Below are 22084 nucleotides of genomic sequence, written 5' to 3' on the forward strand. Positions count from 1 at the left end.
CACCACCATGGTGCAACGCGAACGCCCTCATTCGGTGCTGACGCGCAAGGCGGGAAAGGCCGCCAGCCCGTCCTTCAGCGCCTCAAAGGCCTGGGCCGCGAGCGCCGGCTCGCCCTTGACGCCCAGTTCGATGTGCCGGCCGCGCTGCGGATGGTCGACGCTGGGCAGGCTGAAGACCCGCACGCCGGTGAACCGCGCCTCGATGGACTCCATCAACGGCGTCAGCGTGGCCTCCAGGCCGTTGTGGACGTACAGCGCATGTTCGGCATGCGGCAGCGGCCGCAGGTCGGCATAGCAGGTGTCGAGCACCCACTCGATCATCGGGTGCGCCATCACCGGAAAGCCCGGCACGAAATGCAGACGGCCCAGGCTGAAGCCGGGGATCTTGTTGTACGGGTTGGGGATCAGCGTGGCGCCTTCCGGGAAGACGCCCATGTTCAGGCGGTGCACGTTGTCGGGCCGGTCGGGCTCCCAGGCCACGCCCTGCTCGGCAGCCACCTCACGCATGCGCTCCTCGATCAGCGCCTTGGCACCCGGGTGCAGGGACAGCGGCAGACCGGCGGCCAGTGCCGCGCACTGGCGCGTGTGATCGTCGGGCGTGGCGCCGATGCCGCCACAGGAGAAGACGATGTCGCCGCTGGCGCGCGCCTCCTTCAGCGCGGCGATGATGCGCGGCCGGTCGTCACCGATGAACTGCGCCCAGCCCAGCGCATGGCCACGCGCACCAAGCAGTTCGACCACCTTGGGCAGGTGCTTGTCCTGGCGGCGACCAGAGAGGATCTCGTCGCCGATCACAAGCAGGCCGAAACTCATGGCAACCTCGGAGCGTCGGTGACCGGAGGCAGCGGTGCCGCAGGTGGCTCGACGGGCACCACCTCGACCGTCTGGCGGCGGCGCAGTTCATCCAGCGCCGCCAGCGCATAGTGGGCAAACCACAGCGCCGCGAAGGCAAACACCAGCGTGTACAGCCACACGGCCACCGCGATCATCACCGGTGCGAAGATCAAGGCTGCCGCGCCGCCCACCGCCCAGATCAGCGACGGCGCCGCACCCAGGTAGCCGGTGACCACGCCAATCAGCAGCAGCGGCCAGCGGTGCTCGGCCACCAGCGTGCGGCGCTCGGCGGCGCTGGCGGTGTCGGCCAGCACGTCAAAGCCCATCACCTGGCGCGTCAGCCAGCCCCAGATCAGCGGTGGAATGATCAGCACCAGCGGCGGGATCAGCCACAGCGGCATGCTCACCAGCAGCGCCAGCATCGCCACGGCCGTGCAGCCCACCGACCACAGCACAGCGGTCACGAAGGACGCGCCATGGCGCTGCTCCAGGGCCGGAAAGCGCCGCTCGCGCACCAGGCGGGCCACGGCGGGCGTGGCCAACCAGGCCACCAACAGCAGGCTCAGCACCACGACCAAGGGCACCGCCAGTGCCAGCACGATCACCGGCCCCACCAGCGAACGCCAGGCGGCACCCAGGTTCACCTCGATCCACTGCAGCATCGCGGCCACCAGTGACCAGCCCTCCAGCGTGGCCCGCACACCGGACACCGCCGGCTCCCAGAACAGCCAGCCCAGCCCGACCGCCAGCACCGAGGACAGCAGCAGTGGCAGCACGGTCAGGCCCATGACCCGGGGCAGGAACAGGTAGGCGCCGGCGCGCCAGAAGGAGTCGAGCAGCAGCTTCATGGGTGCAGGATAAGTCAGGCGCGGCCCCACAGGCGCAGCAGGCCCAGGCGCTGCTGTGCCCAGAAGCCGCCGCCGTAGTCGCGCGCGCCTTCGTCAGGCCATTGGTCGCGGATGCCGCAGGGCCCGTTGTCATGGCGAAAATCGGCGGTGCCCAGCAGCCAGTCCCACAGCGGGAACAGCACCGCAAAGTTGCAGCCGCCCAGCGTGCCCTTGCCATGCGACTCGTGGCCGAGGCCGGCGGCGTGGTGGCGCCGATGGAAGGCCGGCCCCACCAGCAGCCGCTCGCCGAGCCAGCCAAAGGACAGGCGCAGATTGGCGTGCGCCAGGTTCTCGACCAGCTGCGACAAGGCGATCAGCGCCACGAACTGGCCCGGTGCCACGCCGATGACCCGTGCCGCCAGCACGAACACGGCGTCGACGATCAGGCTGTCGAGCAGGTGGTTGCGGCTGTCGCTCCACATCGTCACGTGGCGCTGGCTGTGGTGCACTGCATGCAGGGCCCACCACCAGTTGAACTGGTGCTGGGCGCGGTGCAGCCCGTAGTTCAGCAGGTCAAAGACCAGCAGATAGACCAGGAAGCCGGCCAGCTGCGTGTCGCTGACCCCCGGCCACCAGGGGGCGATCCACTGATCCAGGTGCCAGCCGTCGACGCCGTGCACCGCCAGCCAGCCGAACAGCGCGTTGAACAGCGGATCGACTGCGAAGAACAGCGCCACGCGGAACAGGCCCAGCCGGTGGATCAGCGTGTAGAGCACATCGACGCGCACCGCCCGCCGACGCTCGGCCCGGGCTTGCGGCGTGGCCGCTGGCGCCTCGTCGGGCCGCCAACGCTGCAATGGCGCGATCAGCAGCAGCATGGCGGTGATCTGCAGCAGGCCGACCAGCAGCCAGCCGGTGGCGTCAAAACCATCACTGATGAACGAGCCCAGCCCGGCGTGGAACAGCAGCGGCTGCACCACGCCTTCGAACAGGGCCTGTTGTGCGTCGCCGAAGGCGCCAGTCAGCGCATCGACCGCGGCGTTGAGGCTGTCGATGAGGCTCATGGCGCCGACGCGGCCAGCGCCGCGCGGTAGGTCGGGTGATCGCGCAGCGACGCAAAGCACAGGCCGCGGGCCTTCAGGCCGGTGATCAAGGGCTCCAGCACCGCCGGCGCCCAGGGGTCCTGGCGCGACCAGATGCCCAGGTGGGCCAGCAGCACATCGCCGGGCCGGATGTCGCGCAGCGCCTTGTCAAGCAGTTGACGGTTGGGGAAGCGGTCGCTGGACAACTCGTCGCCCAGGAAGCCCGCCGGACTCCAGCCCACGTGCGCCCAGCCGCAGGACGCCGCCGCCCGCAGCAGGGCCGGCGAGGTCTTGCCACCCGGCGCACGAAACAGGCGCGGCATGCTGCGGCCGGTCATCTGCGTGAAGCGGGTGCGCACGCGCTCGAGTTCCTGGCAGTAGTCCTGCGCGCTCCAGCGCAGCGCCTGGCCGCTGCGCGGGCCGGCACTGGGGCGCATGTCGAAGCCGCCGTCCGCGCGGTCGGCGCGCCAGTAGACATGGTCAAAGGTGTGGCTGCCGAACACATGGCCCTCTTCGGCCCGCGCTTTCCACCACGGCGCCCAGCGATCATCCAGACTGCCGCCACCGTCCAGCGTGCGCTCATTGGCCAGGAAGAAGACCGCGGGCACCTGCTGACGCTGCAAGACTTCGGCCACCAGCGGCGCCACGCCCATGTGGCCAGTGTCGAAGCTCAGATAGATCGGTCGATCGCAGGCGGCGCCCGCCGCCAGCGGCCAGGCGACCGCGGCCAGCAGCAGCCCGCGCCGCAGCGCGTCACTGCCGCGGCGCATGGTCCAGCGTGTAGATCCCATGGGGCGAGCGTCCCACATTGACCTGGCGGATCACCTTGCCCTGCTCGATGTCGACCCAGGTGACCTTGCGCGCCCAGCGCGAACTGAGCAGCAGCGTCTTGCCATCGGCTGACACGTCCATGCAGTCCGGGCCGCCCGGGCCGGGCAGCGTGCGCACCACGGTCATGCGCTGGGTGTCGATCATGCTGACCGTGTTCGCCACGCGGTTGCTGACGAAGATGTGGCGCTTGTCGCCCAGCGCGCGGAAGGCATGTGCGCCCTCGCCGGTCTCGATGCGCCTGATCAGCTTGGCCGGACCGCTGGAGACGTCATAGACCTCGACAAAGCGGTCGCCGGTGAGCCCCACGAACAGCGTCTTGTCATCGGCCGTGAGGTAGACATCGGCCGGCAGCGAGCCGGTGGGCACGCGCCAGCGGATGCTCTGGGTGGCCAGATCCACCGCGATCAGCTCGCTGCTGTCCTGCATCGACGCATAGACCACCGAGCTCTTGCTGTCGATCCACTGGTGGCTGGGCGTCTTTCCGGTGGCGATGCGCTTGACCAGCTTCATCGGCTCGGTGCTGCTCTCGGGCTGCCAGCGGTAGATGTCGACATGGTTGAGCCGGTTGGCCAGCGTGACGAACCACTTCATGTCGGGCGAGAAACGCAGCTGGTAGGGGTCGACGATGCCGGTCAGCGTGCGCTGCACCGTGGCGGTCAGGGGGTCGATGAAGGTCAGGGTGTCGCCCACCGCATTGGCCACCAGCAGCGATTTTTCGTCCGGCGTCAGGTACAGGTGGTGCGGCTCCTTGCCCACCGGGATGCGCTTGATCTCCTTGAAGCTGACCGGATCGATGACGCTGACATTGGCGTCCAGCGAGTTGAGCACGAAGATCGGTCGCTGACCCGGCGGCGGCGCCACAGCGGCTGGCTGGGCAGCGGCCGGCGCCGCGCCCAGCAGCGATGCGGCGGTCAGCACACTGGCCACAACGCCCGCCAGGGCACGGAAGGGGCGGTTCACAAGGGTCACGTCAGCACCAGAAACAGCGAACCTGCCAGTGTAGACGCGACCCTGGGACAACCCGCATGGACATGCCAGCCTCGGCGTTGCCAAGTGCTCGCCCGGGCCGAAAGTCCCTTACTCGTCGTCGCCACCCAACACGCCGCCCAGCAGACCGCCGCCGACGATGCCGCCCAGCACCGAGCCCTCCTCGCGCGAGCCGCCCATCTGCGGCGCAGCGGCGAACACGCGGCTGGCCAGACGCGAGAACGGCAGGCTCTGCAGCCACACCGTGCCCGGACCACTGAGCTTGGCGAAGAACAGGCCCTCGCCGCCGAACAGCGCGGTCTTGATCTTGCCGACGTACTGGATCTCGAAGTTCACATTGGGTGTGAAGGCCACCACGCAGCCGGTGTCGACCAGCAGGGTCTCGCCCGGCTTGAGCTCGCGCTTGACCACCGTGCCGCCGGCATGCACGAACGCCAGGCCATCGCCTTCAAGCTTTTGCATGATGAAGCCCTCGCCGCCGAAGAAGCCCACCGACAGCTTCTGCTGGAAGTAGATGCCCAGCGACACGCCACGCGCCGCGCACAGGAAGGCATCCTTCTGGCAAACCAGCATGCCACCCATCTGGCGCAGGTCCATGGGGATGATCTTGCCCGGGTACGGTGCCGCAAAGGCGACGCGCTGCTTGGCTGGCGCGTTGTTGGTGTAGACCGTGGTGAACAGCGACTCACCGGTGATCAGGCGCTTGCCAGCGCCCAGCAGCTTGCCGAAAAAGCCACCGCCCTGGTTGGAGCCGTCACCGAAGACGGTATCCATGCCGATGCCGGCCTCCATGAACATCAGGCTGCCGGCCTCGCCGACCGCCGCCTCGCCGGGGTCGAGTTCGACCTCGACGAACTGCATTTCCGAGCCCTTGATCTCGTAGTCCACCACATCCATGGCCATGTTTCTCTCCTGTTCGGGGGTATCTGGGACGGCGCGCATCGTACCAAGGCGCGATGCCCCCTGGTTCGCTCCGGATGGTCGCAGGCGGCGTGGGCGCGCTATGCTGACTGTCACCATGAGCCCAGTCCTGACCCCCTGGCGCCGCCGCGCCCACGCACCGCTGGTGACCACCGCCCTGGCGGCCGGCCTGCTCCTGGCGCCTGTGCCCGGCGTGGCCGCCACCGCCGCCGCGCACCAGGCCGCCAGCACGCCGCGAGACTTTGCCTCGACAAGCCATGCCTTCATCGAGGCCCTGTGGCGCATCGACCCCGACGGCGCCATCTATGCCGGCCGCTACGAGGGCAGCGGCCGCTTGCCCGTGCCCGATGCCGCGGCCCGCGCGGCACGGCTGGCCTTCGTCACCCAATGGCAGCAGCGGCTGGATGCGGTGAGCGCCCAGTCGCTGGGTGTCCACCAGCGCACCGACCTGGTCCAGCTGCGCAACAAGCTCGACCAGGACCGCTTCGAGCTGGAAGTGCTGCGCCAGTACAGCTGGGATCCGTCCAGCTACAGCGTGGCCGGCCCGATCGACCTGATGCTGCAGACCCGCTTTGCCCCCGAGCCCCGGCGCCTGCGTCTGCTGCTGCAGCGAATCCAGGGCATCCCAGCCTACTACCAGGCCGCGCAGCAGGCCATCGAACGACCCACGCGCGAGCATACCCAGCTGGCCATTGAGCAAGCGCCCGGCAACCTATCGGTGCTGGACGAGCTGGGACGCGCCGCACGCGCCTCCAAAGCCCTGGGCGCCGCCGAGCATCGCCAGTTCGAGGCCCGGCTGGCCGACGCCAAGGCCGCGGTGGCCGGCTATGTCGAGTTCCTGCGCGCCCAGCTGCGCCGCATGGATGCCGAGCCCGGCTACGCCCGCCCATTCCGCCTGGGCGCCGATCTCTACGAGCCGAAGTTCCGGCTGGAGATCCAGTCCGAGCGCAGCGCCGCCCAGACCTATGAAGCGGCCTTGCAGGCCCGCGAGCAATTGCTGGCCCAGATGACCGAGCTGGCCCGCAGCCTGTGGCCACAGTGGATGGGCGCCGCCAGCCCACCGACCGACCGTCTGCCGCTGATCGGGCAGGTGATCGAGCGTCTCAGCCACCGGCACGTCGCCCGCGCCGAGTTCTACCCCGAGATCCGCCGCCAGATCGCCACGCTGCAGGCCTGGGTGCGCCAGAAAGACCTGATCAGCCAGGACCCGCGCAAGCCCTTGGTGGTGCGTGAAACGCCGGTGTACCAGCGCGGCGTGGCCGGTGCCGGCATCGATGCCCCGGGGCCCTACCGCCCGCAGGACCGCACCTATTACAACGTCACGCCACTCGATGACCTGAGCGACGAGCAGGCCGAAAGCACGCTGCGTGAGTACAACCACTGGATCCTGCAGATCCTCAACATCCACGAGGCCGTGCCGGGCCACTACACGCAACTGGTGCATGCCAACCGCTCGCGCTCGCTGGTGAAAACGCTGTTCGGCAATGGCGCCATGGTGGAGGGCTGGGCCGTCTTCAGCGAACGCATGATGCTGGAGAACGGCTGGGGCGACCAGGCGCCCGAGATGTGGCTGATGTGGTGCAAGTGGAACCTGCGCAGCGTCACCAACGCCATCCTGGACTACAGCGTCCACGTACAGGGCATGACCGAAGCCGAAGGCGTGGACCTGCTGACCCGGCAGGCCTTCCAGACCCGGCAGGAAGCGCGCGAGAAATGGCGCCGCGTGACCCTCACCTCGGTGCAGCTGACCAGCTACTTCAGCGGCTACAACGACATCATGGCGCTGCGCGCGGCGCGCCAGGCCCAGTTGGGCGAGCGCTTCCGCGTGAAGGACTTCAATGAGCAGTTCCTGAGCTACGGCAACGCGCCGGTCAGCGCCATTCGCGCGCTGATGCTGGACACGCAGCCCCAGCCGAAATGAGCAAGGCCCCGTTGCATTGAAGCAGCGGGGCCTTGCTCAGGCACGCCAGCGCGTGCCGATGTGATGGTGGAGCCGGGGGGAATTGAACCCCCGTCCGCAAGCCATCGCCAGGTAGATCTACATGCTTAGCTGACTGATTTGGTTCTCACACCCCGTGCCGCGCAGCAGCACGCTGCCCGGGATGCCAGCCACTGAGTCTCGTCGCCTGGTGAGTGGCCCACCGGTCGACCAGCCAATGTGAATGACCTCTCTGTCTTTGGTCTTGCGACCTCAGACGCAGCCCATCGGCCAACTGCTGAGAGGCTCACCGGTGTTAAGCGGCGAGGGCGAAACGTTCGTCGTTCGCAGTTACTTGTTTCCAGTGGTTTTACGAGCGAACTGGTGCTCGGCATGCCCTATCCCGACTCCGCACCCACGTCGAAACCAGGTCGGCCCCAGGAAGCAAGTAGTTTAGGCCAGATTCAGCCAGTTCAAGAGATCGGCCGGGACACGCAGCACGGCATCGGCCGCCCAGTCGTCGATGGATTCGCCCTGACCCAGGTAGCCCCAGGCGGCGGCCAGCGCGGCCATGCCGGCGGCGCGGCCGGCCTGGATGTCGCGCAGGTCGTCGCCGACGTAGATGCAGGCCTCGGGCGCCACGCCCGCCTGGCGGGCCGCTTCCAGCAGAGGCGCGGGATGCGGCTTGGCGTGCGGCGTGGTGTCGCCAGCCACCAGCGCCGAGGCGCGGCGGTCCAGCCCCAGACCCTGGATCACCGGCCAGGCAAAGCGCTCGTGCTTGTTGGTGACGATGCCCCAGCGCAGGCCAGCCGCTTCCAGGCGCTGCAGCACCGGGTCCATCGCGGCGAACACCCGCGTCTCACGCAGCATGCGCGCTTCGTAGAGCGACAGGAAAGCTTCGCGCAGCGGCTCGAAGTCCGGGTCGCCGGGCGCCACGCCGAAGGCGACGCCCAGCATGCCACGCGCGCCCGCCCCCACCATCGGGCGCAGGGCATCGAAGGGCATGGCGGGCTGCTGGTGGCGCGCACGCAGTTCATTGGCGGCGCCGGCCAGATCGGGCGCACTGTCAACCAGGGTGCCGTCCAGATCGAACAGCACCACCTGCACGCCTGAGCTCATGCGAGCGGCTTGCGGCAGGCGATCAGGTAGTTCACGCTGGTGTCGTGACTGAGCCAGTAGCGGCCGGTCAGCGGGTTGTATTCCATGCCCCGCATCGACGCCAGCTCCAGGCCTGCGTCACGCACCCAGCGCGACAACTCGCTGGGGCGGATGAAGCGGTGGTGGTCATGGGTGCCCGCCGGCAGCATCTTCAGCAGGTATTCGGCGCCGACGATCGCGAAGAGCCAGGACTTGAAATTGCGGTTGAGTGTGGAGAAGAACACCCAGCCCCCGGGCTGGGCCAGCGTGGCGCAGGCCTGCACCACCGAGGCCGGCTCGGGCACATGCTCCAGCATCTCCATGCAGGTGACCACGCCAAAGGCCCCCGGCTGCTCGGCGGCCAGCGCCTCAGCCGCCACCTCGCGGTAGTCCACGGCCACGCCGGCCTCCATGGCATGCAGGCGGGCCACCTTCAGCGGCTTGGTCGACAGGTCGATGCCGGTGACCTGGGCACCTCGGCGGGCCAAGGATTCAGCCAGGATGCCGCCGCCGCAGCCCACATCCAGTGCCCGGACACCAGACAGCGGGACCTGCTCGGCGATCCAGTCCAGGCGCAGCGGGTTGATCTGGTGCAAGGGGCGGAACTCGCCGTCGGGGTCCCACCACTTGTGGGCCAGATCTCCGAACTTGTCCAGTTCCTGCGGGTCGGCGTTGATGCTCATGGGCGTGATGGTAGGCCAGAAACGACGCATCCCGCCGGAGCGGGCGCGCCAGCGAAAAAACCCGCCGAAGCGGGCGCGGAGCGGGCGCACAAGTGAAAAACCCCGCCTAGGCGGGGTTTTGAAGCATCCGACGAAGCGGATTACTTGTTGCGGGTACCGACGACCTCGATCTCGACGCGGCGGTTCTTCGCCTTGCCTTCACGGGTCTTGTTGTCGGCGACCGGCTGCTTCTCGCCCTTGCCTTCGGTGTAGACGCGGTTCTTCTCGACGCCCTTGCCGACCAGATAGGCCTTCACGGAGTCAGCGCGGCGGACCGACAGCTTCTGGTTGTAGGCGTCAGAGCCGTCGCTGTCGGTGTGGCCGACGGCGATGATGACTTCCAGGTTCATGCCCTTGGTCTTGGCAACCAGGTCGTCCAGCTTGGCCTTGGCTTCAGGCTTCAGCACCGACTTGTCGACGTCGAAGAAGGCGTCGGCAGCGTAGGTGACCTTCTCGCTGACCGGGGCGGCCGGAGCCTTCGGCGGCACGGGAGCCGGCTTCGGCGGCATCGGCGCCGGGGCCGGAGCCGGGGCGGGTGCCGGGGCCGGAGCGGCCGGCTTCAGAGCGCCGTCGCAGTTGGCCGCAGCCGTGGCGGGCGTCCAGTTGGCATCGCGCCAGCAGAGTTCGTTGGTGCCGTTCTTCCACACCAGCGAGCCATCAGCATTCACCCAGTTGTCGTTGGTCTTCTGGGCGAAGGCGCTCGACATCGGGGCAGCAAGCGCGGCAGCTGCGAACAGCATTGCCACCTTGTTCAGTTTCTTCATGATTCTCCTCTCAAGGAAAGCCGCAGAGGCCTGCGATACGTCCAAATCGGAAGCGAGATAACCTGGCAAACACCCGGTCCTTGCGAGCGCTCACCACCGACGACTCATTGTGCCATAGGGCGTCGGATGCACCGCATTTTGGGCGCCGGGCGTGGTCGCAGGACACAGCCTGTTGCGCCGTCGCGACAGGGCACCCCCTTTAGAATGCCCGGTTTCGGCCTTATCGCGCCCCGCCACCGTTCTGCGCTCCACGCAGACCCGCGCCGACCCCATGACCCAGTTCGCCAAGGAAACCCTGCCGATCAGCCTCGAAGAGGAGATGCGGCGTTCGTACCTGGACTACGCGATGAGCGTGATCGTGGGTCGGGCCCTGCCCGACGCCCGCGATGGCCTCAAGCCTGTTCACCGGCGCGTGCTCTATGCGATGCACGAGCTGAACAACGACTGGAACCGACCCTACAAGAAGTCGGCCCGTATCGTCGGTGACGTCATCGGTAAGTACCACCCGCACGGCGACACGGCGGTCTACGACACGATCGTGCGCATGGCCCAGGATTTCAGCCTGCGCCACATGCTGGTCGATGGCCAGGGCAACTTCGGCTCGGTCGACGGCGACAGCGCGGCGGCGATGCGCTACACCGAGATCCGGCTGGCCAAGATCGCCCACGAGATGCTGGCCGACATCGACAAGGAAACCGTCGACTTCGGTCCGAACTACGACGGCTCCGAGACCGAGCCGCTGGTCATGCCCACGCGGCTGCCCAACCTGCTGGTCAACGGCGCCGCCGGCATCGCGGTGGGCATGGCCACCAATATCCCGCCGCACAACCTCAACGAGGTGGTCGACGCCTGCCTGCACCTGCTGCGCACGCCCGAGGCCACGCTCGACGAGCTGATGGAGATCATCCCCGCCCCCGACTTCCCCACCGCCGGCATCATCTACGGGGTGAGCGGCGTGCGCGAGGGCTACCGCACCGGCCGCGGCCGCGTGGTGATGCGCGCCCGGGTGCACTTCGAGGACATCGACCGCGGCCAGCGCCAGGCGATCATCGTCGATGAGATCCCCTACCAGGTGAACAAGAAGACCCTGCTCGAGCGCATCGCCGAGCTGGTCCATGAAAAGAAGATCGAGGGCATCAGCCACATCCAGGACGAGTCGGACAAGTCCGGCATGCGGGTGGTGATCGAGTTGAAGCGCGGCGAAGTGCCGGAGGTGGTGCTCAACAACCTCTACAAGCAGACCCAACTGCAGGACACCTTCGGCATGAACATGGTGGCGCTGATCGATGGTCAGCCCAAGCTGTGCAACCTCAAGCAGCTGCTGGAGATCTTCCTGGAGCACCGCCGCGAGGTGGTGACCCGGCGCACCGTGTTCGAGCTGCGCAAGGCGCGTGAGCGCGGCCATGTGCTGGAAGGCCTGGCGGTGGCGCTGGCCAACATCGACGAGTTCATCCGCATCATCAAGGAGTCGCCGACGCCGCCGATGGCCAAGGCCGCGCTGATGGCACAGAGCTGGGACTCGTCGCTGGTGCGCGAGATGCTGTCACGCGCCGAGGGCGAGAACCCCGGCGGCGCCGCGGCCTACCGCCCCGAAGGCCTGCCGATGCACTTCGGCATGCAGGCCGACGGCCTGTACCGCCTGTCCGACGACCAGGCCGGCGAGATCCTGCAGATGCGCCTGCAGCGCCTGACCGGCCTGGAGCAGGACAAGATCGTCGGCGAGTACAAGGACGTGATGGCGCAGATCGCCGATCTGCTGGACATCCTGGCCAAGCCCGAGCGCGTCACCACGATCATCGGCGACGAACTCACTGCCCTGCGCACCGAGTTCGGCCAGACCAAGATTGGCGCGCGCCGCAGCACCATCGAGCACAACGTGCAGGAGCTGGGCACCGAAGACCTGATCACGCCCACCGACATGGTGGTCACGCTCAGCCACACCGGCTACATCAAGAGCCAGCCCCTCACCGAGTACCGCGCACAAAAGCGCGGTGGTCGCGGCAAGCAGGCCACGGCCACCAAGGACGATGACTGGATCGACCAGCTCTTCATCGCCAACACCCATGACTGGATCCTGTGCTTCTCTGACCGCGGCCGCGTCTACTGGCTGAAGGTCTGGGAGGTGCCGCAGGGTGGCCGCGGCAGCCGCGGCAAGCCCATCGTCAACATGTTCCCGCTGCAGCCGGGCGAGAAGATCACCGTGGTGCTGCCGCTGACCGGCGAGTTCCGCAGCTTCCCGGCCGACCACTATGTGTTCATGTGCACCGCGCGTGGCACGGTCAAGAAGACCGCGCTGGACGAGTTCAGCAACCCGCGCAAGGCCGGCATCATCGCCGTCGACCTGGACGAGGGCGACTTCCTGATCGGCGCCGCACTGACCGACGGCCACCACGACGTGATGCTGTTCAGCGACGGCGGCAAGGCGGTGCGCTTCGACGAAGACGATGTACGGCCGCTGGGCCGCCAGGCCCGCGGCGTGCGCGGCATGATGCTGGAAGACGGACAGAGCGTCATTGCCATGCTGGTGGCCGAGGACGAGTCTCAAAGCGTGCTCACCGCCACCGAGAACGGCTTCGGCAAGCGCACCAGCATCGTTGAATACACCCGCCACGGCCGCGGCACCAAGGGCATGATCGCGATCCAGCAGAGCGAGCGCAACGGCAAGGTGGTGGCCGCCACGCTGGTGCGCGCCGAGGACGAGATCATGCTGATCACCGACAAGGGCGTGCTGGTGCGCACCCGCGTGGCCGAGATCCGCGAGCTGGGCCGCGCCACGCAGGGCGTCACGCTGATCGCGCTGGACGACGGCGCCAAGCTGTCGGGCCTGCAGCGCATCGTCGAGAACGACGCCAACGAACAAGGCACTGACGCCGAAGACACCCCCGGAGACACCGAATGACGCACCGTTTCACCCTGCTGGCGCTGGCCGCCCTGATCGCAGCCGCACCGGCCTGGGCCCAGACCAAGAAGGAGCTGGTGGCGCGCGTCGTGGCCCTGCAGCAGGCCGACTACGAGGCCATTGGCCGCGGTGTGGCCAGCCAGCCGGCACAGCAGATGCTGTCCGCGGCCGGCCAGGCCCTGGGCCAGTTGCCGGCGGACCGACGCGAGGCGGTGGGCAAGGAGATCCAGGCCGAGGTGCGCAAGTTCTACGACGGCGTCGCGCCGATGCTGGCCGAACGCGCCGGCAAGGTGGGCCAGACGATCGCCCCGGCGCTGCTGGAAGAGAAGTTCAGCGAGGACGAGCTGAAGCTGGTCATTGCGTTCCTGGAATCGCCCGCGTCCAAGAAATACAGCGAGATCGGCGGCCAGCTGCCGGGCCGCATCTCCGAGCGCGTGGTCAGCGAGACGCGCGCCACGGTCGAGCCCAAGCTCAAGGCGCTGGAGCAGACGGTCATGGCCAAGCTGAAGGCGGCTGCGGCCGCCGGCCCGGCCGCGTCGGCGCCCAAGCCGGCGGCGTCCGGAGCCCGCAAGTGACGCGACCTTTCAATTTCTCGGCCGGCCCGGCCATGCTGCCGGAGCCTGTGCTCCAGCAGGCCGCGGCCGAGATGCTGGACTGGCACGGCAGCGGCATGGGCGTGATGGAGATGAGCCATCGCGGCAAGGAATTCATCTCGATCTACGACGCGGCCGAGCGCGACCTGCGCGAGTTGCTGGCGGTGCCATCGCAGTTCCGCATCCTGTTCATGCAGGGTGGCGGTCTGGGCGAGAACGCTTTTCTGCCGATGAACTGCTCGCGCGGCGGCGCGGTCGACGTGGTGGTCACTGGCTCCTGGAGCCAGAAGTCGCTGCAAGAAGCGCGCAAGTACGCTGACGCGCAGGCCGCGGCCAGCAACGAGGCCGACCGTCACACCACGCTGCCCGCGCCGGCCAGCTGGCGACTGCGCGACAACGCCGCCTATGTGCATGTGTGCTCGAACGAGACCATCCACGGCGTCGAGATGCACACCCTGCCCGACCTGGCCGCGCTGGGCCACCGCGCGCCGCTGGTGGTGGATTGCTCATCACACGTGCTCTCGCGCAGCATCGACTGGTCGCGCGTGGGCCTGGCCTTCGCCGGTGCGCAGAAGAACATCGGCCCGGCCGGCGTGACGATTGTCATCGTGCGCGAGGACCTGCTGGGCCATGCGCTGCCGATCACGCCCTCGGCCTTCGACTACAAGAACGTGGCCGACAACGCCTCGATGTACAACACGCCGCCCACCTACGGCATCTACATCGCCGGCCTGGTCTTCCAGTGGATCAAGGCGCAGGGCGGCGTGGCCGAGATGGAGCGCCGCGCGCTCGAGAAGGCTGCGCTGCTCTACGGCTACCTCGACGACAACGGCGGCTTCTACGCCAACCGCGTCGCCCGCGACGCCCGCTCGCGGATGAACGTGCCCTTTTTCCTGGCCGACGAGCGCCTGAACGAGCCCTTCCTGGCGGGTGCCCGCGAGGCCGGGCTGCTGCAACTCAAGGGCCACAAGAGCGTGGGCGGCATGCGCGCCTCGATCTACAACGCCATGCCGCTGGCCGGTGTGCAGGCGCTGGTCACCTACCTGCAGGACTTCGCCCGCCGCCATGGCTGATGAACCGATCCAACCGCCGCCGGGCGACACCCAGGCCGCCGCCCAGCCGGCGCTGCTGGCGCTGCGCGACCAGATCGACGCCCTCGACCGCGACCTGCTGGCGCTGCTGAACCGCCGTGCCAGCATCGCGCTGCAGGTGGGCGAGATCAAGAAGAAGGAAGGCTCGGTGGTCTTCCGCCCCGAGCGCGAAGCCCAGGTCATCGACGGCCTCAAGGCCGGCAACCCCGGCCCGCTGAAGAACGACAACATCGCCCCGATCTGGCGCGAGATCATGAGCGCCTGCCGCGCGCTGGAAACCCCCACGCGCGTGGCCTACCTGGGCCCGGCCGGCACCTTCAGTGAAGAAGCGGCGCTGGGCTACTTCGGCAGCTCGATCGTGCGCGTGCCCTGCGCCAGCATCGACGAGGTGTTCCGCAACACCTCGGCCGGCGTGGCCGACTTCGGCGTGGTGCCGGTCGAGAACTCCACCGAGGGCATGGTCGCGCGCTCGCTGGACATCTTCCTGACCACGCCGCTGTTCATCATCGGCGAGACCAGCCTGTTCGTGCGCCACAACCTGCTGCGCAAGGACAACTCGCTCGACGCCGTTGAGGCCGTCTGCGCCCATCCGCAGGCGCTGGCGCAGTGCCACGAGTGGCTGTCGCTGCACCTGCCGCAGGCCGAGCGCCGCCCGGTGGCCAGCAATGCCGAGGGCGCCCGCCTGGCGGGTCAGGATGCGCGCCTGGCCGGCATCGCCAGCGTGCGTGCGGCCAATGAGTACGGCCTGCACGTGGTCGCCCCGGCCATCCAGGACGACGCCCACAACCGCACCCGCTTCGCCATCGTCACCGACCCGCACCGCCACCCGGCACCCAAGGCCTCGGGCCACGACTGCACCAGCCTGGTGGTCTCGGTGAACAACCGGCCGGGCGCGATGTACGACATCCTGGCACCGCTGAAAAAGCACGGCGTGTCGATGAGCCGGCTCGAATCACGCCCGGCGCGCTCGGGCCAGTGGGAGTACTACTTCTTCATCGACCTGCAAGGCCACCCGGACGAGCCGCGCGTGGACCAGGCCATGAAGGAGCTGCGCGAGGCCTGCGCCTTCTTCAAGGTGCTGGGCACCTACCCCGTCGACGTCCACTGAAGGCCCTCAGACCATGGCGATGTTCAAGCAACTCGGCCTGATCGGCTGCGGCCTGATGGGCGGCTCCTTCGCGCTGGCGCTGAAAGAGGCCGGCCTGGTCGACAAGGTGATCGGCTACAGCAAGTCGCCCACCACCACCGAGAAGGCGCGCCAGTTGGGCGTGATCGACCAGGTGGCCGAGTCCGCACTGCTGGCGGTCTCCGGCGCCGACATCGTGCTGCTGGCCGTGCCGGTGGCCGCCACCGACGCCACGCTGCGCGCCATCCGCCATCTGGTGACACCGGCCACGCTGTTCATGGACGTGGGCAGCACCAAGCGCGACGTGGTCGACGCGGTGCGCCGCGTGCTCAAGGAGCGCGCACCGGCCTTCGTGCCGGCGCACCCGATTGCCGGCAAGGAGCAGGCCGGTGTGCAGCACGCTGACGCCCAGCTCTACCGCGACCGCCAGGTCATCCTCACCCCGATCGCCCAGACCGATGCCGGCCTGGTCGACCAGGCCCGCGCCGTCTGGACCGCCGTGGGCGCCCATGTGCAGGTGATGACGCCCGAGGCCCATGACGCCGCCTTCGCCGCCGTCAGCCACCTGCCCCACCTGCTGGCCTTCGCCTACATGGCCGGGCTGCTGCAGCAAAAGGACAGCGAGCAGTTCCTGGCGCTGGCCGGGCCGGGATTCCGCGACTTCACGCGCATCGCCGCCTCCGACCCCGCTATCTGGCGCGACATCCTGATCGCCAACCGCGAGGAAGTGATCAAACAGTCCGAGCGCTTCCGCGGCGCGCTGGGCGTGCTCGAGAAGGCGCTGCAGGACTGCCACGGCGAGTCGCTGGAGGCGCTGATCCAGGGCGTCTCGCAGGCCCGCAGCCACTGGCGCCTGAGTTCCGGCGCCCGCCACAACTGATCCCCTGCCGGTGCTGTGTCGCCGGCCGCCGACCGATGTTCGACACCGCCTTCCTCGACCTGCCGCCCCTCGTCAGCGCCCGCGGCACCGTGCGCCTGCCGGGCTCCAAGAGCATCTCCAACCGCGTGCTGCTGTTGGCCGGCTTGGCCGAGGGCAGCACCGCGGTGCATGACCTGCTCGATTCCGACGACACCCGGGTGATGCTGGCCGCGCTGGAGCAACTGGGCTGCACGCTGCAGCGCGACGGCGCCGTGCTGCACGTCACCGGTCTGGGCGGCCACCTGCAGGCGCGCCAGGCCCAGCTGTTCCTGGGCAATGCGGGCACCGCCATGCGGCCACTGACCGCCGCGCTGGCGGTGCTGGCTGCCACCCAGGGCGGCGCGTTCGAACTCTCTGGCGTGCCGCGCATGCACGAGCGCCCGATCGGTGACCTGGTCGACGCGCTGCGCGCGCTGGGCTGCCCGGTGGCCGACCTGGGCCAGCCGGGCTATCCGCCCTTGCGCGTGGGCGACGGCGCCGTGCATGCGCTGCACACCGCCCGCCCCATCCCCGTGCGAGGCGACGTCTCCAGCCAGTTCCTCACCGCACTGCTGCTGGCGCTGCCGCTGGTCAGCGCTGACGGGCCGGTGGTGATCGAGGTGGTCGGCGAGCTGATCTCCAAGCCCTACATCGAGATCACGCTGAACCTGCTGGCGCGCTTTGGCATCACGGTGCAGCGCGAGGGCTGGCAGCGGTTCACCATCCCGCAGGGCTCGGCCTACCGCAGCCCGGGCAGCATCCATGTCGAGGGCGATGCGTCCTCGGCCTCGTACTTCATCGCCCTGGGCGCGATCGCCGGCACCGATGCACCGGTGCGCATCGAGGGCGTGGGCCTGGACGCCATCCAGGGTGACATCCGCTTTGTCGAGGCGGCGCAGGCGATGGGCGCGCAGGTCAGCGGCGGACCCGGCTGGCTGGAGGTGCGCCGCGGCGCCTGGCCGCTCAAGGGCATCACGCTGGACTGCAACCACATCCCGGATGCGGCCATGACGCTGGCGGTGATGGCGCTGTATGCCGACGGCCCGACCCGGTTGACCAACATCGCCAGCTGGCGCGTCAAGGAGACCGACCGCATCGCCGCCATGGCCACCGAGCTGCGGCAGCTGGGCGCCACGGTCACCGAAGGCCCCGACTTCATCGAGGTGCAGCCCCTGCACGCCTGGCGCGCCGCGCACATCCACACCTACGACGACCACCGCATGGCGATGTGTCTGTCGCTGGCCGCCTTCAACCCGCTGGCCGGCGGATCGGTGCCCGTGCGCATTGCCGACCCGAAGTGCGTGGCCAAGACCTTCCCCGACTATTTCGAGGCGCTGTTCAGCCTGGTCGAGCCGCTGCCCGGCGCGGTGCCGGTGATCGCGGTGGATGGCCCCACGGCGTCGGGCAAGGGCACGCTGGCGGCCGAGCTGGCCGAGCGCCTGGGCTACCACCTGCTGGACTCCGGTGCGCTCTACCGCGCTGCCGCCCTGGCCGCCCGGGCGGCGGGCGTGGCACTGGACGATGGCGCGGGCGTCGCCCAGGTGGCGGCCGCGATGGCGCTGCGTTTCCAGGGCCAGCAGGTCTGGCTGGACGGCCGCGACATCAGCGACGAGCTGCGCCTGGAAACCACCGGCGCGCTGGCCTCGCAGGTGAGCGTCCACCCCGCGGTGCGCCAGGCGCTGCACGACGTGCAGCTCTCGTTTGCCCGCGTGCCGGGCCTGGTGGCCGACGGCCGCGACATGGGCACCGTGGTGTTCCCGGGCGCGGCGCTGAAGGTCTTCCTCACCGCCAGCGCCGACCAGCGCGCCGAGCGCCGCTACAAGCAGTTGATTTCTAAGGGAATTTCCGCTAATATCGACAGTCTTCGCGCAGACATCCGGGCGCGCGACGAGCGGGACATGAACCGCTCGGCAGCGCCCCTGAAGCCCGCGGAAGACGCCGTGCTGCTGGACAACTCGCAGTTGGGCATCGAGGAATCGGTGCAACGCTGCCTGGGCTGGTGGCACGAGCGCCGGCCGTTTGGCCGCCTGGCCTGAGCGCTTGCTCGGGCCGCGCGATCGGCAGCCACCCAGGGCCCACCGCCCCTCCCTCCTGGTGCGCACAGCACCGCCGGGGGTGGTGATCTCGTCAACCTCAACCCGCAGGCCGCCTGGTCTGCAGCCAACACCGGCGGCGCGCCGCCGGCCCAGGAAACACAATGCAAGAATCCTTTGCCGCCCTCTTCGAGGAATCGCTGAAGAGCGCCGACATGCGCGTCGGCGAGGTCATCTCCGCCGAGGTGGTCCGTATCGAGCACAGCCACGTCGTGGTCAACGCCGGCCTGAAGTCCGAAGCGTATGTGCCCATCGAAGAATTCAAGAACGACCAGGGCGAAGTCGAAGTCCAGGTCGGTGACTTCGTCTCGGTGGCGATCGACGCCGTCGAGAACGGCTACGGCGACACCATCCTGTCGCGCGACAAGGCCAAGCGCCTGGCCTCGTGGCTGTCGCTGGAAACCGCGCTGGAGTCGGGCGACTTCGTCACCGGCACCGTCAGCGGCAAGGTCAAGGGCGGCCTGACCGTGCTGGTCAACGGCATCCGCGCCTTCCTGCCCGGCTCGCTGCTCGACACGCGTCCTGTCAAGGACATGACGCCGTTCGAGGGCAAGACCATGGAATTCAAGGTCATCAAGCTCGACCGCAAGCGCAACAACGTCGTGCTGTCGCGCCGTGCCGTGGTGGAAGCCTCGATGGGCGAAGAGCGCGCCAAGCTGCTCGAGACCCTGACCGAAGGCGCGATCGTCAACGGCGTGGTCAAGAACATCACCGAATACGGTGCCTTCGTCGACCTGGGCGGCATCGACGGCCTGCTGCACATCACCGACATGGCCTGGCGCCGTGTCCGTCACCCGAGCGAAGTGGTCACCGTCGGCCAGGAACTGCAGGCCAAGGTCCTGAAGTTCGACGCCGAGAAGAACCGCGTCTCGCTGGGCCTGAAGCAGCTGGGCGATGACCCCTGGATGGGCGTGGCTCGCCGCTACCCGCAGGGCACCCGCCTGTTCGGCAAGGTCACCAACATCGCCGACTACGGCGCCTTCGTCGAGATCGAGCCGGGCATCGAAGGCCTGGTGCACGTCTCCGAAATGGACTGGACCAACAAGAACGTCGCGCCTTCCAAGGTGGTCACCCTGGGCGAGGAAGTCGAAGTCATGGTCCTGGAGATCGACGAGGACAAGCGTCGCATCTCGCTGGGCATGAAGCAGTGCAAGGCCAACCCGTGGGAGGAGTTCTCCGCCACGGTCAAGCGCGGCGACCGCGTCAAGGGCCCGATCAAGTCGATCACCGACTTCGGCGTCTTCGTCGGCCTGGCCGCCGGCATCGACGGCCTGGTGCACCTGTCGGACCTGTCCTGGCACGAGCCGGGCGAGACCGCCGTGCGCAACTACAAGAAGGGCCAGGAAGTCGACGCCATCGTCCTGGGCATCGATGTCGAGCGCGAGCGCATCTCGCTGGGCATCAAGCAACTGGATGGGGACCCGTTCGCCACCTTCACCTCGGTCAATGACCGCGGCATGCTGGTCAACGGCGTCGTCAAGACCGTCGATCCGCGCGGCGCCGAAGTGCAGCTGGCCGACGACGTCATGGGCTACCTGCGCGCCTCCGAAATCAGCCGCGACCGCGTCGAAGACGCCCGCAACGTGCTGAAGGAAGGCGACGAGGTCTCGGTGATGATCGTCAACGTCGATCGCAAGACCCGCAACATCCAGCTGTCGATCAAGGCCAAGGACCAGGCCGACCAGCAGGAAGCCATGCAGCGTCTGTCGCAGTCCAACGAGCGCGAGAACGCCGGCACCACCAGCCTGGGCGCCCTGCTGCGCGCCAAGCTGGACCAGGGCGGCAACTGATCGATCAACCGAGATGATCCGGATGACCTGTGAAGCGAGCCGGGCCGAGCGCCGGGCCGCTCCCAAGCCGGCCGCTCGGATCCAGGAAGCCTCCACTGGAGGCTTCCTGCCCACCCTCGCCCCCTCGGGGGATCGTGCGGCGTACTCGCCGCGCGAGGGGCTCCAATGACCCGTTCTGATCTGGTCAACAAGCTCGCGGAACGGTTCTCGCAGCTCACGCAGCGGGACACCGAGTTCGCGGTCAAGACCATGCTCGACGCGATGTCCGATGCGCTGGCCCGCGGCCACCGCATCGAGATCCGGGGCTTCGGCAGCTTCTCGATCAACCGCCGGCCGCCGCGCGTGGGGCGCAATCCCCGAAGCGGCGAGCAGGTCACGATCCCCGAGAAGCTGGTGCCGCACTTCAAGCCGGGCAAGGCGCTGCGCGAAGGCGTGGACGCCAGCCTGCCGGCCGATCCGGCCTGAGAGGCTGCGCACCGACACCAGTGAAAGGGCCCCTCGGGGCCCTTTCTTTTTTTGGTGTCGCGGCTGCCTACAATGCATCGATTCCCCCCGGACCGCCGATGCGCTTCATCGTCTGGCTCCTGCGAGCCTTCATCTTCTTCTCGCTGTTCGCCTTCGCGCTGAACAACCAGCACCTCGTGTCGCTGAACTGGTTCTTCGGCCACGCCTGGGAGACGCGCATGGTCTTCGTGGTGCTGGCCGCCTTCGGGGCCGGGCTGGTGCTGGGCGTGCTGGCGATGGCGCCGTCGTGGTGGCGCCAGCGCCGGCTGGCCCAGCGCAGCGTGCCGCCCGTGGCGCCACCCGCCGAGCCGGCACAGGTGCCCGCGGTGCCCACCGCCCCCTCGGTCAACGACCTCACCGACGCCCGCGCGCATGGAATTTGACCTCTCCTGGCTGCTGCTGGGGTTGCCGCTGGCCTTCGGCCTGGGCTGGCTGGCCTCGCGCATCGACCTGCGCCAGTGGAAGCGCGCTCAGTCCGATTCACCGCGCGCCTACTACCAGGGCCTGAACCTGCTGCTCAACGAGCAGCAGGACAAGGCGATCGACGCCTTCATCGAGGCGGTCCAGCACGACCCCGACACCACCGAGCTGCACTTCGCGCTGGGCAGCCTGTTCCGCCGCCGCGGCGAGTTCGAGCGCGCGGTGCGCGTCCACCAGCACCTGCTGAACCGCGGCGACCTGGCCACCAGCGACCGCGACCGCGTGCAGCACGAGCTGGCGCAGGACTTCATGAAGGCCGGCCTGTTCGACCGCGCCGAACAGGCCTACCAGGCGCTGCAGGGCACCCCCTTCGACACCGACGCCCGGCTGGCGCTGCTGGGCCTGTACGAGCGATCGCGCGAGTGGGAGCACGCCGCCGAGACCGCCGCCGCGCTCGAGAAGCTGGGCACCGGCGCCTTTGGCACCCGCATCGCCCACCACTGGTGCGAGCGGGCGCTGGAGCTCGATGGCCGCGGCCAGCCCGACCAGGCCGCCGCCGCGCTGGCCACCGCCCGCGCCGCCGCGCCCAATGCGCCGCGGCCGCTGCTGCTGGCCGGCCAGCGCGCACTGCGCCTGGGCGACGCGGC

20 protein-coding genes and 1 other RNA gene are annotated in these 22084 nt (G+C 68.7%); 11 read left to right on the top strand and 10 right to left on the bottom strand.

Annotated elements, in window-relative coordinates; translation table 11 throughout:
• Positions 1-27: 27 nt before the first annotated feature.
• From KAK06_RS19885 to KAK06_RS19910, 6 genes are all read right to left on the bottom strand, one after another.
• Positions 28-813, bottom strand: coding sequence for a competence/damage-inducible protein A (locus tag KAK06_RS19885; protein ID WP_210803903.1), 786 nt, complete (start codon positions 811-813; stop codon positions 28-30).
• Entirely contained in the window at positions 810-1682 is an 873-nt protein-coding gene (locus tag KAK06_RS19890; RefSeq protein WP_210803904.1) for an EI24 domain-containing protein, read from the bottom strand. Before KAK06_RS19890 ends, KAK06_RS19885 begins: the two co-directional genes overlap by 4 nt.
• A 14-nt stretch (positions 1683-1696) precedes the next feature.
• On the bottom strand, positions 1697-2725 hold the full coding sequence (locus tag KAK06_RS19895; RefSeq protein WP_210803905.1) for a sterol desaturase family protein: 1029 nt from the start codon (positions 2723-2725) through the stop codon (positions 1697-1699).
• Positions 2722-3513 carry a polysaccharide deacetylase family protein gene (locus KAK06_RS19900; protein ID WP_210803924.1) on the bottom strand — a complete coding sequence of 264 codons (792 nt, stop codon included), beginning with the start codon at positions 3511-3513 and terminating at the stop codon, positions 2722-2724. The genes KAK06_RS19895 and KAK06_RS19900 overlap by 4 nt, the downstream gene beginning before the upstream one ends.
• Positions 3497-4534: a YncE family protein gene (locus tag KAK06_RS19905; protein WP_210803925.1), complete on the bottom strand. Its 1038-nt coding sequence runs from the start codon at positions 4532-4534 to the stop codon at positions 3497-3499. The genes KAK06_RS19900 and KAK06_RS19905 overlap by 17 nt, the downstream gene beginning before the upstream one ends.
• Positions 4535-4651: 117 nt before the next feature.
• Entirely contained in the window at positions 4652-5464 is an 813-nt protein-coding gene (locus KAK06_RS19910) for a TIGR00266 family protein (protein WP_210803906.1), read from the bottom strand.
• Positions 5465-5579: 115 nt separating this feature from the next.
• On the opposite strand from KAK06_RS19910, the gene KAK06_RS19915 reads away from it, so the two are divergent.
• On the top strand, positions 5580-7403 hold the full coding sequence (locus tag KAK06_RS19915) for a DUF885 domain-containing protein (RefSeq protein ID WP_247653002.1): 1824 nt from the start codon (positions 5580-5582) through the stop codon (positions 7401-7403).
• Between the two features lie 64 nt (positions 7404-7467).
• Here the strand turns inward: KAK06_RS19915 and ssrA are convergent.
• The 4 genes from ssrA to ompA all read right to left on the bottom strand — a co-directional run bounded on the left by ssrA (position 7468) and on the right by ompA (position 10023).
• Positions 7468-7839, bottom strand: a transfer-messenger RNA (tmRNA) gene (gene ssrA, locus KAK06_RS19920).
• Positions 7840-7853: 14 nt separating this feature from the next.
• Positions 7854-8519: a phosphoglycolate phosphatase gene (gene gph, locus KAK06_RS19925; protein ID WP_210803908.1), complete on the bottom strand. Its 666-nt coding sequence runs from the start codon at positions 8517-8519 to the stop codon at positions 7854-7856.
• Entirely contained in the window at positions 8516-9220 is a 705-nt protein-coding gene (ubiG, locus tag KAK06_RS19930; RefSeq protein ID WP_210803909.1) for a bifunctional 2-polyprenyl-6-hydroxyphenol methylase/3-demethylubiquinol 3-O-methyltransferase UbiG, read from the bottom strand. Before ubiG ends, gph begins: the two co-directional genes overlap by 4 nt.
• A 140-nt stretch (positions 9221-9360) precedes the next feature.
• The gene (gene ompA / locus KAK06_RS19935; protein ID WP_210803910.1) at positions 9361-10023 is read right to left on the bottom strand and encodes an outer membrane protein OmpA; all 663 of its coding nucleotides are present in this window, start codon (positions 10021-10023) and stop codon (positions 9361-9363) included.
• A gap of 271 nt (positions 10024-10294) precedes the next feature.
• Here ompA and gyrA point away from each other — a divergent pair, with 271 nt between their 5' ends.
• The 10 genes from gyrA to KAK06_RS19985 form a co-directional block, all read left to right on the top strand.
• Complete coding sequence (gene gyrA, locus KAK06_RS19940; protein ID WP_210803911.1) at positions 10295-12922, top strand: DNA gyrase subunit A; 2628 nt, start codon at positions 10295-10297, stop codon at positions 12920-12922.
• Positions 12919-13497 carry a DUF2059 domain-containing protein gene (locus tag KAK06_RS19945; RefSeq protein ID WP_210803912.1) on the top strand — a complete coding sequence of 193 codons (579 nt, stop codon included), beginning with the start codon at positions 12919-12921 and terminating at the stop codon, positions 13495-13497. Before gyrA ends, KAK06_RS19945 begins: the two co-directional genes overlap by 4 nt.
• Complete coding sequence (gene serC, locus KAK06_RS19950; RefSeq protein ID WP_210803913.1) at positions 13494-14588, top strand: 3-phosphoserine/phosphohydroxythreonine transaminase; 1095 nt, start codon at positions 13494-13496, stop codon at positions 14586-14588. The genes KAK06_RS19945 and serC overlap by 4 nt, the downstream gene beginning before the upstream one ends.
• Positions 14581-15714, top strand: a complete 1134-nt coding sequence (gene pheA / locus KAK06_RS19955) for a prephenate dehydratase (protein ID WP_210803914.1) — start codon at positions 14581-14583, stop codon at positions 15712-15714. The genes serC and pheA overlap by 8 nt, the downstream gene beginning before the upstream one ends.
• Positions 15715-15733: 19 nt before the next feature.
• Positions 15734-16612, top strand: a complete 879-nt coding sequence (locus KAK06_RS19960) for a prephenate dehydrogenase (RefSeq protein WP_210803915.1) — start codon at positions 15734-15736, stop codon at positions 16610-16612.
• A 35-nt stretch (positions 16613-16647) separates the two neighbouring features.
• On the top strand, positions 16648-18666 hold the full coding sequence (locus KAK06_RS19965) for a bifunctional 3-phosphoshikimate 1-carboxyvinyltransferase/cytidylate kinase (RefSeq protein ID WP_210803916.1): 2019 nt from the start codon (positions 16648-16650) through the stop codon (positions 18664-18666).
• 161 nt (positions 18667-18827) lie between these two features.
• Complete coding sequence (gene rpsA / locus KAK06_RS19970) at positions 18828-20513, top strand: 30S ribosomal protein S1 (RefSeq protein ID WP_210803917.1); 1686 nt, start codon at positions 18828-18830, stop codon at positions 20511-20513.
• A 165-nt stretch (positions 20514-20678) separates the two neighbouring features.
• Complete coding sequence (locus KAK06_RS19975; RefSeq protein ID WP_210803918.1) at positions 20679-20978, top strand: integration host factor subunit beta; 300 nt, start codon at positions 20679-20681, stop codon at positions 20976-20978.
• A gap of 98 nt (positions 20979-21076) precedes the next feature.
• Positions 21077-21400, top strand: a complete 324-nt coding sequence (locus KAK06_RS19980; RefSeq protein WP_210803920.1) for a LapA family protein — start codon at positions 21077-21079, stop codon at positions 21398-21400.
• A partial coding sequence (locus tag KAK06_RS19985) for a tetratricopeptide repeat protein (protein WP_210803921.1) occupies positions 21390-22084 on the top strand: 695 nt, incomplete at its 3' end. The genes KAK06_RS19980 and KAK06_RS19985, both read left to right, overlap by 11 nt.

Origin of the sequence: Ideonella aquatica (assembly GCF_018069755.1) — a bacterium.
Taxonomy (GTDB): domain Bacteria; phylum Pseudomonadota; class Gammaproteobacteria; order Burkholderiales; family Burkholderiaceae_C; genus Ideonella; species Ideonella aquatica.